This is a genomic window from Thermonema lapsum, assembly GCF_011761635.1.
In the GTDB taxonomy this organism is placed as follows: Bacteria; Bacteroidota; Bacteroidia; order Cytophagales; family Thermonemataceae; genus Thermonema; species Thermonema lapsum.
Genome location: NZ_JAASRN010000001.1, coordinates 712,625 through 726,673, shown reverse-complemented (window position 1 = coordinate 726,673; position 14,049 = coordinate 712,625). Strand labels below are relative to the sequence as shown.

Below are 14,049 nucleotides of genomic sequence, written 5' to 3'. Positions count from 1 at the left end.
AAGCTAGTGTCAGAAAGAAAGCCTGCCGGATGGCTTGTGCATGCGGCACTGTTCTTGGTTGCACTCATCTACGGCTTCAACTATAACATTGCCAAACTTATCATTCCGCATTATCTGAATCCTTCAGCCGTAATTTTGTTGCGAGTGGTAGCAGTGTCGTTCCTTTTGGGCTTGTGGCACTTGTTGCGGGGAACCCCTTTGTACATAGCCCCTGAACACCGCGGGCGCTTGTTGTGGTGTGCGCTATTGGGCGTGGTGGTCAATCAGTTGCTTTTCTTTGAGGGTTTGGCGCGCACCTCCGCAACCAATGCCTCGGTAATTATGACCATGACGCCCATTTTTGTGCTGCTCTTGTCTTTGTTGATGGGCATGGAACAAGCCACCACACAACGTATGATAGGAATTCTTTTGGGAGCGTTGGGGGGATATGTGCTCCTCACACAGGGACAGTGGATGTTACGCCCGGCAAATGTATGGGGCGACCTGATGGTACTGGGCAATGCCCTGTCTTACAGCGCCTATTTGGTACTGGTGAAACCACTCATGCGCCGCTATCACCCTTTGGTAGTGATGTTCTATGTGTTTACACTGGGTATTTTGGGGGTCTTACCTTTTGGTTATATCGGGCTAGCTTCTGTTTCTTGGCAACAGCTGCCCTGGTTTGTGCTGGTTGCCATTGCCTATGTGCTGCTGGCAACAACCCTCACTGCCTACTCGCTCAATGCGTGGGCATTGCAATACACGCATGCTTCCGTAGTAGGCTTTTACATCTATTTTCAACCACTGGTGGCAGCCACTATAGATTTATGGCAGGGCAAAACCTCTCTGACTGTCTATACGCTTATGGCTACTGCCCTGATTTTTACCGGTGTTTTTTTAGTGAACATACAAAACAGCAGGAGCAGAAAGAAACAACAAGTTATAAGGTGAATTGAATGCGTAACAGCCTTGAAAGGAGGAAATGCCCCGCAGTCCTTAATTTTTAATAGCCTCTTAGTTGCCAAAAAGTTGCCTTATAGGTTGGCGGGTGTCTTCACTGCTCGTAGCAATAAATGACTCTCTTCTGCCTCCTATGACATTTTTTGGGGGTCCTATAGTGAAGCGAATGCTCTCGATGCTATGCTGTTTTAAACGCATTACCTCTGCGGCTGAAAGCATGTAAATACCTATTATGTCATCGTTTAAGCAATCGCGCAAGCCTCTGTCATAGCATTTAATCACAGAACCATCGCTCAGGTATAAATACACATCGCCAGCGAAATGCCTACTAAAAAAACCACAATCGCAATATTGACAATAGGTTGAGATTACCAGCCAGCCTCCACCATTTCGCTTCGCTACTTCTACACTAAGGGCAGGGGCGGAGAAATTCCTTCTGAAGAAAACATCGCCCGGAAATCTAAAGAGCCCTACATAGATGGACGGATAGCGCTGAGTGCCTATGTAGAGATAGCCTTGGCTAAAAGCAGCATGGCTGAGACAGCACAATAGAAGGATAATTGAAAGTCTTTGTGCGTTTTGCATAGCTTACTTAACGTTTGGTTGGCGATGCTTCAAAAATAAGGCTTGTGATAGATGACCAGCGGTTTTTGCAAGCTTGTAGAAGGAAGATAGCAGCCATCTACTCGCGTTCTTTCATGATTTCGGGAAGCAGGGTGTCGCGTAAGCCCGAGGCTAATCCTTGCCACAGAATACGCAAAAATCCATCCGAAGGCAGGCGGTTGTAATGAATAGCACCAGTTCTGTGCTTGTTTGTATTGCGAATGAGCATATTGACTAACTTCGAAACGATGCGGCGCTTGCGTTTGGCTTGTGCATCCAGCACACTGACTTTAAAGTTGCGGTATATTGCCAGCATACTGCCGCGATGTGCATGGTCATGCATCGTGCCTTTAAAGGTGATTTTTTTGATGGTGCCCGTTTGCAAGCTTACTTGTGTGGTGGGTTCCAACATACGATTCAAATAAACAGCCGACATACGCCCCAAGGTACCCGCATAAGTTGCATGTAGCACAGGGCTATGACGGTCGATATCCATGTTCAATGCCAATATGCCTTGCTTCATAAAAAGCGAAACCATTTCGATACGCAATGGCAGCGAGTCGCGAAGATTGCCTAAGTGATAGAGCTGCAAGTGCACTTCATCAAAAAATAGCTTGCCACTGCCTGTATTGTTCCATTGCTTTTGCTCGTAAGTGATTTGCCCACCTTCAAAAACGACTGTATCTATAAGCCACATGCCTGCTGTTCTTTGCAGTAGTTCATGAGGCATGGGCGGGCGGCGCAAGGGGTTTTTAGCCAAACGTAGGTCATCGATGGCATTCAACTGCCAGCTTGCTACTTGCAAACGGGGAATGTACAACTCTTCTCCCCGAAGCAAGGCATCCCATGGAACATGAGGCAGTCGCAGGTCTTGTAACTTTGCCTGCAAGATGGTTTTGGCATAAAGACGTTGCTTCCATAGCCCATCTGTGTTTACAGACGAAAAGAGCTCCACACTGCCCACCTCGACAGCCGGCAGGCGTCTCTGGAGCTTGGCATCGTGCAGGCGCAGGTGGTAAAGCGGCTCCGGGAACTCCAAATAATACTGCTTTATGCTAAGCCAAAAGTCGCTGTCTGCTTCTATTTGACCATTACGATGTACAAAACGCTCTATGTAAAGGTCGATGCCTTGCAGCTGATGTTTGGTAATGCCGTCTGCCTTTGCTACATGAAACAACAAATGGCTGTTGTCCACTTGGAGTGAGTCTATGCTCAGATAGGCAAGAGGAAAAGTCTGTGCCTTGTATTGGGGCATGAGAGGCTCTGCCCAACGGTCTTTTTCTATGCTTACAAATACATTGCCTGCCTGCATACGCCCCAATATCAGGCTGTCGCCTCTAACAAGTTTGGGAAGGTCAATTTTGCGGACATACAAATAAGGCACATAAGCCCGCGCATGCAAGGCACGCCATTGTACGTCGCGCAGGCGCAAGCCGTTGCCTTTGGCATCCCACTGCATGTGGGCGAAGCTAAGGGTATCGTGGGGGCTAAGACGAAAGAAAGCCCGTGCGGTGCAACGCAGAAAGGCGAGTGAGTCGAGCAGAGGATATTGCCCATCCAGCGGACCTGCAAGCAGGTTGGCATGTTGCACACGATATTGTGTTTGCTGTTCGTTTTGTTGCCACCATATGTCCGCATCCGATATTAACAGGCTGTCGAGATGCAGGCGTGCAGGCAGTATGAGAGACGCAGTAGAAGCGCCTTGCTGTTTGCTGGTCAGGCGCAGCTGTGGACGGATGAAAGCAAGGCTGTGGGCATGGAGCCTACCTTTTTGCCAAAGCGTGTCCCAATCGATGCCATGCAAGCGCCCTTGTGCTATGCGAAGAGATTGCTCCGTACCGTTTTTCCAACGAAGTTGGTACAAATGCATCTGCGCCCTTTGCTTGTCGAGGTTGAGGGAATCAAACTGTACACTTAGGTTGCCTTGAAGGCGTAGCCGACAGGCTTTACTCTTCAAACGAAATTGTTTTGCCAAAAAACTGTTCGACCACACATCCACCGAGTCTTGGATATATAGACCGTCGGCACGAAGTGAAAGCGATTGGATTTCACCTTCTACCGATAATGAAGAAGAGGGAAGCCAGTAGAGTGTAGGTACTGAAACATCTACATGGTGTATAGAAAGCTTCCATTGGTTTTGATGCAACCATCGGGCAAGCTTTTGGGCAGGTGCCAATGAGCGCGCGCTGCTATCGGAGGGGCTGACAGCTGCCGTTGGCGACAAATACAACTCCAGACCGCTTAGGCGTAAGGTGTCGGCTTGTAGGCGCCGCTCTCTCCATAGCGAAGTCCACTGCCAGCTGGGTACATAAAGCATTGGCAGGTAGCCCGCCACCATAGGGCTTGCAAAGTACAATTTTCGTGCTCCTATGCCCATACTATCGGACAGCAGGCGGAGGTCTGCCATGCCCCATTGCAGGCTGTCGCTTTGGTAGCTTAGCCGCTCGGCACGGAAATCTTCTATACACTGACCCAGTTGTTGCCATACTGCCAAGCTGTCTGTGCCCGGCAGTTGTAGTTGACGCAGGCGTAGATGATAGTCTTGTAGATTTAGCTGCGCTTTCCGAGTAGGAAGATGAAGCTGCAAGTTCCCTTTTTCAACAATACCATGACGGACGCGCAAGCGACGAAGCCACTGTTTCCATAAGAAATCTTTTTTTTCTTGACTACTTTGAGTTTCAATGTTAGACTGCTCTATTTTGACAAAATCTACCGATAGCTCGTCGCTGTTCCAGTAGTGTTGAAAATCAGGGCTAAGGTGTAAGCCATCTATTTTTATTTTTTGCCTTGGGGCATTTCTTACCAGCTGCTTTATAGACAACAAGCGGCGGCGTGTGTGCAGCCGTATATCCGAAGCTTGTATAGTTCCCTTCTCGAAGCTCGTTTTTTGGATGGAAAGTTCTATGTTTTGGCAGAAAAGAAAGTGCTTGTGATGGGTAGGCGAGAAGCCGTAAAGCTGCATATCGATGCCCTTGAGCTGGCTTTCAGGCAAGTGTACGCTTCCACCTGATAGCCACAGGCTGTCGATGCGCACTTCGTCGAACCATTGTTTGCTCAGGGCAGGCAGGTGGCGTTGCCATCGTGCTTTTTGCGACAGAAAAGAGTGTTTGCTTGCGGGCAGGCGTGTCAGATGTAGTTGCGGCGCTTGAAGCAAGACGGCATGCAAATGCAAACGGCGCTCAAAGAAAAGCGCAGTCCAGTGGATTCCCTTGATATGCAGCTCTTTTACTTGGAAATTGCCTTGCTTCCAGCCGAATGAGGGCGACCACACATCTACATTGGGGGTGCGGGTGTCGAAGTGCAGCGCCTTGATGTACAGGCTGTCTCCAGAAAAACTGCCTTGATAATCTTGCAATTGAAAAGTGGCGTAATGCGCAAAAAAAGGGCGTTGGGTTGAATAAAGGGCACTTCGTTCAACAACGATATCGAAAATCCTGCTTGCAAGCTTGCCCAGCCGGTGGGTATGTGTGCCGGAGGCGTACAATATCTTTAATTGCAAGGATAAGTCGTTTATAGACACTTCTTTCAGGTGCAGAGAAGGAGTAACGGCATTGATACTTTCAAAGAGCGCACGGCTGATACGGTAATAATTTAGCTTGCGTTCTGTTGAGGAACGACTGCCTTGTTGCTGCCAATAGATATTGCCACCTTGAATACTTATTTTTCGTATGAAAAGACTGTCATTTCGCCAATACTTCCACCAGTCAATATCTTCTATGCGAAGCAATGCCAAGTGGCTTTGGATTACGGGCAGCGTGTACTTCGTTTCCCTTGCTTGCTGAAGGCGTTGCTTGTCGGTTTGGAAGCTTATGTTTTTCAACAGCAGACTACCATCACGCCAGTCTATAAAGAGCTCGTCTATGTCTAAGCTATACACCCCTTGACTTTGGTAATACACCCATTCTTTGATTCCCTTTTTTAGAGCCGGAATAAAAAGCCAATAGAGAGTGGTGAAAGAGGCTATGCCAATGAAAAGGAACTGGCTTGCGCGCACCAAACGGCGTGCTGCCTTTTGTTGGCGTTTATAAAGTGCCTGTCTGTCCTCTCGGTTTTTCTGCATAGCCTGATTGTGCTTATGGATGCGTTGTGTTGGCTGAGGTCAACAACCAAGTAAGATAAGTAAGAAAAATGAATATTACCAAGCAGTGGATAAGCAGCAATCCGGCTTGCTTTGAGGGATATTGCATCGAAACAAGGGTTTCATTGGAGGGCAATGCGCCGGCTGAGGATTTCTTTTACTACTTCGAACAGCTGCAGTGGTTCCAAAGTACGCCACTGTGCGAGTGTCAGACTTTGCCCATAATGAATGTAATAGTCGATGCCGTACTTTTCCCACTCCTGATATACATGGAGGCGGAAGTTAAGGGCACATACCCAACCCTCCTCTAAATCTTCGAACCATTCCTCATAATAGGCGTCGTCGGAACCGTGAAAATTCAACACATTCTCACCAATGAGAATGAAGAAACGAATGCCTTGACGCAACAGATGGTCGATGATATTGCGCTTTAGATGCATGATGTCGTTATGAAGTGCGTCGTTCCATTCCCCCATCAGCTCTATGATGGCAAGCTGCTCGTGGTAATTGCAATACAGCAGCTTCATATAGAGGGTTTCCGAACCAAAAAAATCCCATGCTGGGTCTATGTAGTAGTTGTAGATGGTTTGTTCATAGCGCGAAAAATCGTATTGTTTTCCATAAAAAGGGGAGCGCTCATCTTCCGATGGGTCGTAGAAGCTGAGCCACCCCTCATATGGTAAAATGGTGTGCATACTTTTATGAAAGGTTTTGAATTTCACCAAAAAACAAGGAGGCAAGGGCGGCAAGTTCCTCGTAAGCCGCTTCTATGAGTTGCAGGTCGCGGTGCAGTAGGCGGTCTTCATGGATGAAAGGCACTATACGGCGCAAGGCACCATGCAAGGCATCGGTTCCTTTGCCTACCTGCACAGGTACTAAGTCGCCGAGTTGTTTCCGGCGCAGGTCAAGGGCTTGCGAGCTGCACAGCAAGTGAATACATACAATCTTCTTTACGTTCTGCAAGATTTCTGCCGCTTGGCGTCCGGCGATGGTGCCCATGCTTACGTGGTCTTCTTGATTGGCACAAGTAGGAATGGAATCGACCGAAGCAGGATGCGCCAATACTTTGTTTTCAGAAACCAAGGCAGCAGCAGCATATTGTGGAATCATAAGCCCAGAATGTAAACCAGAGGTGTCTTCTACCAAAAAAGCGGGCAAACCATCGTTGGTGTGTTCATCTACCAGCTTGTTGATTTGTCTTTCCAGTAGGTTGCCTATCTCACAGAGGGCTATCTTCAAGTAATCGAACGCCAACGCCAACGGTTGCCCATGAAAGTTGCCTCCTGAAAGGGCTACCCCTGCTTCAACAAACAGCAGGGGGTTGTCCACGACAGCATTCAGCTCTTGCTCCACTATAGCACGCACATGCCGTATGGCTTGCAGACTGGCACCCAATACCTGCGGCGTGCAGCGCACCGAATAGGCGTCTTGCGGCGATATTTTTTTCTCGATGATAGAGAAAATAGTTTGCCACTGTTTCCATGAAGGCTGTTGTTCACGCAGAGGCAGTAAACGATACACTTCCCGAGGAAATGGCTCTACTTCACCTTCTGCCAATCGTTCCAAACGTCTGGCTACTTCTGGCAGCTGTTGTATTGACAGCCACACCTCCGGAGGCAGTGCTTTCAACAGCGCACTTGGCTGTAGCCCCATCAGATGGCTGCCCTCGGTGGCTTTGCGTATCAAGGCGGCTGTATATTGCTGCTCGGCATGACGGCGCAAGGTGTGGATGCGAGCATCGAAGGCTTCGCTGCGAGCACACAGTGCCTCGAAAGCCATGGCAGCGCTTAAACATGCCAAATGGAACAATTGTTCTGCTTCTTTTACAGCTAAAGCCCCAAGGGCATTCATAACGGTAGTACCATTGAGCAAGGCAATCCCTTCTTTGTGCCACAAATCCAAAGGAGCCAAGCTGTGTTTTGCAAGCCATTGAGCTGCAGGCATGCGTTGTCCGGCATCTACCACTTCGCCTTCTCCAATTAAGGGCAACGCCATATGGGCTAAGGGACAGAGGTCGCCGCTGGCACCCACCGAGCCTTGCGACGGAATGAGTGGATACGCTCCCTCGTTCAGCATAAATGCTAAGCGCTCCAGCACCACAGGGCGGATGCCCGAATGCCCTGCCATGAGCGTATTGAGACGGATGAGCATGATGGCGCGGCTTGTAGGCGCATCGAAAGGTGCTCCCATGCCCGTAGCATGCGACAATAATAAGTTGCGCTGCAAGGCTTGTGCTTGTTCATAATCGTTGATGACTTTGGCAGCATTGGCACCAAAGCCCGTGGTTACGCCATAAATTACCCGTTTTTTCTTCACTTGCGCCTGTACAAAATCGCTGCTTTGCTTGACTGCTTCCATGGCAGTAGGACATAATTCCACCCGGGCTTTGCCGTGAGCCACCTTATATACGGCTTCTATATCGAGTCTATGACCGTTTAAGACAACTTTTTCCATACCTATGCTTTGATTTGTGCGCAAAGTTCAATCTTTTCTTTGGAAAATCTACACTGTAAGCCCTTTCTTTTACGGCTACGACAAAAAGGCTAATGTCCTGTAGCATTTACCTTCCACTGAAAAATCGGGATAGTCATATTGTCTTTTTTTCTGTCAAAATGTCCACTAATGGCTTTGAGGCGCACCTTTTGTTGCATACTAAAAGGAAAAAATGCTGCGTTTTTTAGGCAGTAAAACATCCATTGGAAACTTAAAAAAACTGAAAGGAGGAACTATGATGAAAGTGCAAAAAACATGGATGGTAAGTGGTATTGCAGCTTTGCTGGCAAGCGCCCTGACTGTATTGGCAGCTTATTACTGGTTGCCGCCGAAGGTCGTAAAAGTAGAGTCTGCCAACAGCATGCCGGTCAAAGGAGTATTATTCACTCAGAATGAAAATGGAGAGTTCGTACCTATTGATTTTACAACCACTGCCGAAAAAGTGATGGATGCCGTTGTGCATATCAAGTCTTCGATGTTGGTAACCAACCGTTCTTTGCAACCTTTTTTTGACAATGACCTGTTTCGGGAGTTTTTTGGTCCCGAATTTCGTATAGAACGCTTCGACGATGGTAAGCCTCAGTTGCAGATGGGCTCTGGCTCGGGGGTGATTATCTCCGAAAATGGTTACATCGTAACCAACTATCATGTTATTCGAGATGCGCAGGAAATAGAGGTAACCTTGCATGATAACCGCACCTTCAAGGCAAGTGTAGTGGGCACTGACCCCTCGACTGACTTGGCAGTATTGAAAATTGACGCCAAAGGGTTGAAAACAATTCCTTTTGGTAACTCCGATGTGGTGAAAGTAGGCGAGTGGGTGCTGGCAGTAGGCAATCCTTTTAATCTAAACTCTACGGTAACAGCTGGCATTGTAAGTGCCAAAGCGCGCAACATACGCATCTTGCGTGACCAATATGCCGTTGAGTCTTTTATTCAAACCGATGCTGCCATTAACCCCGGCAACAGTGGGGGCGCACTGGTGAACCTCAATGGCGAACTGATAGGCATCAATACGGCGATTGCCAGCCCCACAGGAGCCTATGCAGGCTATGGTTTTGCCGTACCTTCCAATATTGTAGAGAAGGTAGTAGAAGACATCTTGAAGTATGGTTCAGTGCAGCGGGGCTATCTGGGGGTGCTTATCCGTGATGTGGATGGCAACTTGGCAGAAGAGAAAGGACTGAAGACCACCACCGGGGTGTATGTAGATAGCCTCGTAGAGAAGAGCGCTGCGCAAGCGGCAGGCATCAAAAAAGGAGATGTGATTGTGGCAGTAGATGGTAAAAGTGTGAACAACAGTGCTGAACTGCAAGAGATGATAGCGCGCCACCGACCGGGCGACAAGGTAAATATCAAAGTTTTGCGTGGCGATAAAGAAAAAGAAATTCCTGTTGTCTTGAAAAACAGAGAAGGGGAGGCTCGTATTGCCAAAGTAGAGGGGAATCCCGAAGTAATTGCTCGTTTGGGTGCCGAATTGGTGGACCTCAGCAAGGAGGAGGCGAATAAGTTCAAAGTAAAAGGTGGCGTGAAAGTGAAAAAACTATATGCTGGCAAGTTGCGCACTGCCGGCGTGAAGGAAGGTTTTGTCATTACACATCTCGACAAAGAAGAAGTACATTCTGTAAAAGAACTCAACGAAAAGTTAGCCAAGAAAGAAGGAGGGGTAATGCTTGAAGGCTTCTATGAAGACATGCCTCGGGCTAAGTTCTATTACGCCTTTGGTCTGTAATATCATCTTGTAGATACAAACTTAAATTGTAAAAAACGGGCTTGGAAGCCCGTTTTTTCTTTGCTTTCAATGAAAAGTTGATGAAATATTTGGTTGTTTGCTTGCTGTACCATATATTTGAAGCTGCTTTTAACAAAATATTACATGTCTTATTAAAATCGAGGTCTTATGAAAAAGTTCTTTACTCTTTCTTTACTTATGCTTCTAAGCACTTGGGGTTGGGCACAGCAGCGTGTCTGCTATACCGACCAAGTCCATGAACGCCTGCTCAAAGAGCATCCCGAAATGGCGGAACGCATGGCTGAAATTGAGCGCCAAACGCAACGTTATGTAGCTTCCTTCAATCAGGCAACAGCCGCCACTACTGTCATAACCATTCCCGTAGTGGTACATGTTATTTACAGCAACTCCAACGAAAACATCAGCGACGCACAAATTCAGTCGCAAATCGACGTGTTGAACGAAGACTTCCGCCGCTTGAATGCCGACAGAGTAAACACGCCGGCTGAGTTTGCTCCCTATGCCGCCGATGTTGAAATTCAATTTGTGCTGGCATCGACCGACCCCAACGGTAACCCTACCAACGGTATTACCCGTAAATATTCGAGCCGTACCCAGTGGGGCACCAAGGACGACATGAAGTTCTCGTCTAAAGGTGGAGTGGATGCATGGCCTACCAACAAATACCTCAACATCTGGGTTTGCAACATAGGGGGTGGTATTTTAGGATATGCACAGTTCCCGGGCGGTCCGGCGGCTACCGATGGCGTAGTCATCAGCCCGCAGTATTTCGGACGTACTGGCTACGTGCAAGCACCTTTCAACAAAGGACGTACCGCCACTCATGAAGTAGGACACTGGCTGAATCTGCGCCACATCTGGGGCGATGGCAACTGTAGCGTGGATGACTTCGTATCGGATACTCCCGTAGCCGGTGCTCCCAACTACGGTTGTCCTACCTATCCTTCGAAGTCATGTCAAAACAATGGTGGATGGACCAGCGACCAGTTCATGAACTACATGGACTATGTCGATGACGCTTGCATGAATATGTTCTCTGCCGGACAAAAAGCCCGTATGCGTGCTTTGTTTGCTGCCGGCGGTGCGCGCGAAAGCTTTGTAAATGGCGGTGGTTCTACGTCGCCCACCACTCCTTCCTACTGCGCTTCCAGAGGCAACAACTCTTCTGCCGAGTGGATTCAGCGTGTGCGTTTAGGTTCTATCGACAACAATTCTGGCAACAATGGTGGCTATGGTAACTTTACCTCACTCTCTACCAATTTAACTAAAGGCGCGAGCTACACTATCTATATCACACCGGCATGGTCTGGTACTAAGTACTCCGAAGCTTATCGCGTGTGGATTGACTTCAACCGAGATGGCGACTTTGACGACGCAGGCGAATTGGTATATTCCCGCGCCCGTACTACTTCTACGAGCATATCGGGCAGCTTTACGGTCCCTTCTTCTGCACTGAGCGGTCCTACCCGCATGCGCGTGTCTATGAAGTACAATGCCTATCCGTCGCCTTGTGAGACCTTTGCTTATGGCGAAGTGGAAGACTATACGGTGAATATAGTGGCGGCACGCGAAGCTGTAGCAGCGCCTACTACAGCCGGCATGGAAGTAAGTATTTATCCGAATCCTGCCACACATTTTACAATCCTCTCATTTACTGGCGGTACCCACGGCGAAGCTTATACCGTGCGTCTTGTGGACATGCAAGGCAAATTGATTGAAGAGCGCGTGGTGAATACTACCGAAACTACTTTCGATTTATCGAAAATAAGAGCAGGCATTTATTTGGTGCAGGTAATTGATGAGCAAGGAAATCAAACAATCAAGCGTTTGTCAGTGCAAAACTGATAGCGTTATAATAGGACAAGACAAGTGAAGCAAAAACGTCCTGTCGGCTGGCAGGGCGTTTTTTGCTTTAGGGAATGCTTGAAACAAGCCCAAGTGCTCAAAGCAACTTATCTTTGTAAAAAAACTGGCTATGAATACATATGGCACTTTGTTCCGTTTGACCACCTTCGGCGAATCGCATGGACCGGGCATTGGCGGCGTGATAGACGGCTGTCCGCCCAATATTGAACTGGACCAAGAGGAGATTCAAAGGGAGCTAAACCGGCGGCGTCCCGGGCAGTCCAAAATAGTAACACAGCGCAAGGAAAGTGACTGCGTAGAGTTTCTTTCTGGCATCTTCGAAGGAAAAACCACTGGCACCCCCATCGCTTTCTTTATTCGTAATCACGATGCCAAAAGCAAAGATTATGGGCACTTGGCACACGCTTTCCGTCCTTCGCATGCCGATTATACTTATGCTGTAAAATACGGTATTCGTGACTATAGAGGCGGGGGGCGCAGCTCGGCACGCGAAACAGCTGCCCGTGTGGTTGCCGGTGCCATTGCGAAGCAGGTGCTGCGTCGTGAAGGTATCAGAATATGGGCATATGTTTCGCAGGTAGGCGAGATAGCCCTGCAGAAAGCATGGCATGAGTTAAATCCCGAAGCCGTAGAAAGCAACGAAGTGCGTTGCCCTGATGCCCCAACTGCCGAAGCCATGATTGCACTTATCCGACAGGTACGCAAAGAGGGGGATACCATTGGCGGTGTGGTAAGCGGAGTAATTGAAGGAGTGCCACCCGGGTTGGGAGAGCCTGTGTTTGACAAGTTACATGCCGAGCTTGCCAAAGCCATGATGAGTATCAATGCAGTCAAAGGCTTTGAGTACGGTAGCGGCTTCGAAGGGGCAAAAATGCGTGGCTCGCAGCACAACGACCTGTTTTATACAGATGAAACGGGGCGTATACGTACACGCACCAACTATTCCGGTGGCATACAAGGTGGCATCAGCAATGGCGAAACCATTTACTTCCGGGTGGCTTTCAAGCCAGTAGCTACCCTTATGCGCTCCCAAGAGAGTATAAATGAGCAAGGCGAAAAAATAACCATAGAAGGAAAAGGAAGGCACGACCCTTGCGTGGTGCCACGAGCCGTGCCCATTGTAGAGTCTATGGCGGCAATTGTCATTTTAGACTTCTTGCTGCGTCATAGAGCCTATGCTCTCGATTAGCTTATTTTGGGCAAGGGGGCAGGTTCTGCTTTGCTGTCAGCTTTTTTGTCGTTAGGGCAGTCGTTTACTGGCTTCCCGCAGAAACCGCACACAGCACCTTCTTCACGCAGAAAGGGGCTTTGCGAGGCACAAGTGCCGCGTACGCTTTCATCTTTTCCGAAGAGCAAACGCAGACCTAAAAAGACAAAAAAGAGAGCAAAAATGCTTATGGTAAAAAGAAAAGTTGTCATGACGTAATGAATAATTGTTTGTTAGGATAACAACAAAGCGCCGAAAAAGATTGCGTTTCTATAGAATAGATTCCAATGGGAAAGTGTCTTTCAGGCGGATGCCCTTGTCGGTGCGATGCACGCGCGCACACTGATAGCGGGCATCATGTTCGAAGAAAAAGACGTAATCGTGCTGTACGGCTTCTTCCAGCATACGGGCTTTTTCCTGAAAGGTAAGCAGAGGGCGCACATCGTAGCCCATGACATAATGCACTGGCACATGAGCGTGCGACGGAATGAGGTCGGCAGCATATACTATCCGTTGATTGCCGTAACGGATGATAGGAATCAATTGTTTTTCGGTGTGTCCGTCGGCAAAGAAGAAGTCGATGTGCTCGAAAGGCGAAGGTTGCCCTTCCTCTATGAAATGAAGGTGCCCGCTTTCGTGAATAGGCAGGAAGTTCTCTTTTAAGAAAGAGTGTACTTCCCGTGCATTGGGGTGTGTAGCCCATTCCCAATGCTGTGAATTAGACCAATAGCGCGCGTTGGGGAAAGTGAGGAGGTATTTTTCGCCTTGTTTGCGCACGGCACCGCCCACGTGGTCGAAGTGTAGGTGGGTGAGAATGACATCGGTTACTTCGTTGGGCGAAAAGCCTGCTTTTTGTATAGAGCCAAGCAAGGTGTCGTCGCCGTGTAGGTAGTAGTGTTTGAAGAAGCTTTCGGACTGCTTGTCGCCAATGCCAGTGTCTATGAGTATCAAGCGGTTGCCGTCTTCTATGAGCAAACAACGCATTGCCCAAGTGCACATGTTGTTCTCGTCGGCAGGCACATAGCGTTGCCAGATAGACTTAGGGACGATGCCGAACATCGCCCCGCCGTCTAATTTAAAAAATCCGGTCTCTATGACGTGTAACTGCAT

At 48.4% G+C, this 14,049-nt stretch carries 10 protein-coding genes; 4 read left to right on the top strand and 6 right to left on the bottom strand.

The features are described 5' to 3' along the window. Positions 1 to 6 precede the first annotated feature (6 nt). Positions 7 to 930 (top strand): DMT family transporter, encoded by a 924-nt coding sequence (locus tag FHS56_RS03145; protein ID WP_166918420.1) that lies wholly within the window; start codon positions 7 to 9, stop codon positions 928 to 930. A 63-nt stretch (positions 931 to 993) separates the two neighbouring features. Here the strand turns inward: FHS56_RS03145 and FHS56_RS03140 are convergent, their stop codons facing one another. The 4 genes from FHS56_RS03140 to FHS56_RS03125 all read right to left on the bottom strand — a co-directional run bounded on the left by FHS56_RS03140 (position 994) and on the right by FHS56_RS03125 (position 8,074). Further along, the gene (locus FHS56_RS03140; protein ID WP_166918419.1) at positions 994 to 1,524 is read right to left on the bottom strand and encodes a hypothetical protein; all 531 of its coding nucleotides are present in this window, start codon (positions 1,522 to 1,524) and stop codon (positions 994 to 996) included. Between the two features lie 97 nt (positions 1,525 to 1,621). After that, positions 1,622 to 5,602: a hypothetical protein gene (locus FHS56_RS03135; RefSeq protein WP_166918418.1), complete on the bottom strand. Its 3,981-nt coding sequence runs from the start codon at positions 5,600 to 5,602 to the stop codon at positions 1,622 to 1,624. A 140-nt stretch (positions 5,603 to 5,742) separates the two neighbouring features. Beyond that, positions 5,743 to 6,315: a hypothetical protein gene (locus FHS56_RS03130; protein WP_166918417.1), complete on the bottom strand. Its 573-nt coding sequence runs from the start codon at positions 6,313 to 6,315 to the stop codon at positions 5,743 to 5,745. Positions 6,316 to 6,319: 4 nt separating this feature from the next. Next, positions 6,320 to 8,074, bottom strand: coding sequence for an HAL/PAL/TAL family ammonia-lyase (locus tag FHS56_RS03125; protein ID WP_166918416.1), 1,755 nt, complete (start codon positions 8,072 to 8,074; stop codon positions 6,320 to 6,322). Positions 8,075 to 8,348: 274 nt separating this feature from the next. Here FHS56_RS03125 and FHS56_RS03120 point away from each other — a divergent pair, with 274 nt between their 5' ends. The 3 genes from FHS56_RS03120 to aroC all read left to right on the top strand — a co-directional run bounded on the left by FHS56_RS03120 (position 8,349) and on the right by aroC (position 12,921). Then, complete coding sequence (locus tag FHS56_RS03120) at positions 8,349 to 9,845, top strand: Do family serine endopeptidase (protein ID WP_166918415.1); 1,497 nt, start codon at positions 8,349 to 8,351, stop codon at positions 9,843 to 9,845. Between the two features lie 168 nt (positions 9,846 to 10,013). Beyond that, a complete protein-coding gene (locus FHS56_RS03115; RefSeq protein ID WP_166918414.1) occupies positions 10,014 to 11,711 on the top strand; it encodes a GEVED domain-containing protein in 1,698 nt (565 codons plus the stop codon). Positions 11,712 to 11,841: 130 nt separating this feature from the next. Next, positions 11,842 to 12,921, top strand: a complete 1,080-nt coding sequence (gene aroC, locus FHS56_RS03110) for a chorismate synthase (protein ID WP_166918413.1) — start codon at positions 11,842 to 11,844, stop codon at positions 12,919 to 12,921. Here aroC and FHS56_RS03105 read toward each other — a convergent pair. Both FHS56_RS03105 and FHS56_RS03100 read right to left on the bottom strand, forming a co-directional pair. Further along, entirely contained in the window at positions 12,918 to 13,151 is a 234-nt protein-coding gene (locus FHS56_RS03105) for a hypothetical protein (protein ID WP_166917841.1), read from the bottom strand. The genes aroC and FHS56_RS03105 overlap by 4 nt on opposite strands. Positions 13,152 to 13,209: 58 nt before the next feature. Continuing rightward, a complete protein-coding gene (locus tag FHS56_RS03100; protein WP_166918412.1) occupies positions 13,210 to 14,049 on the bottom strand; it encodes an MBL fold metallo-hydrolase in 840 nt (279 codons plus the stop codon).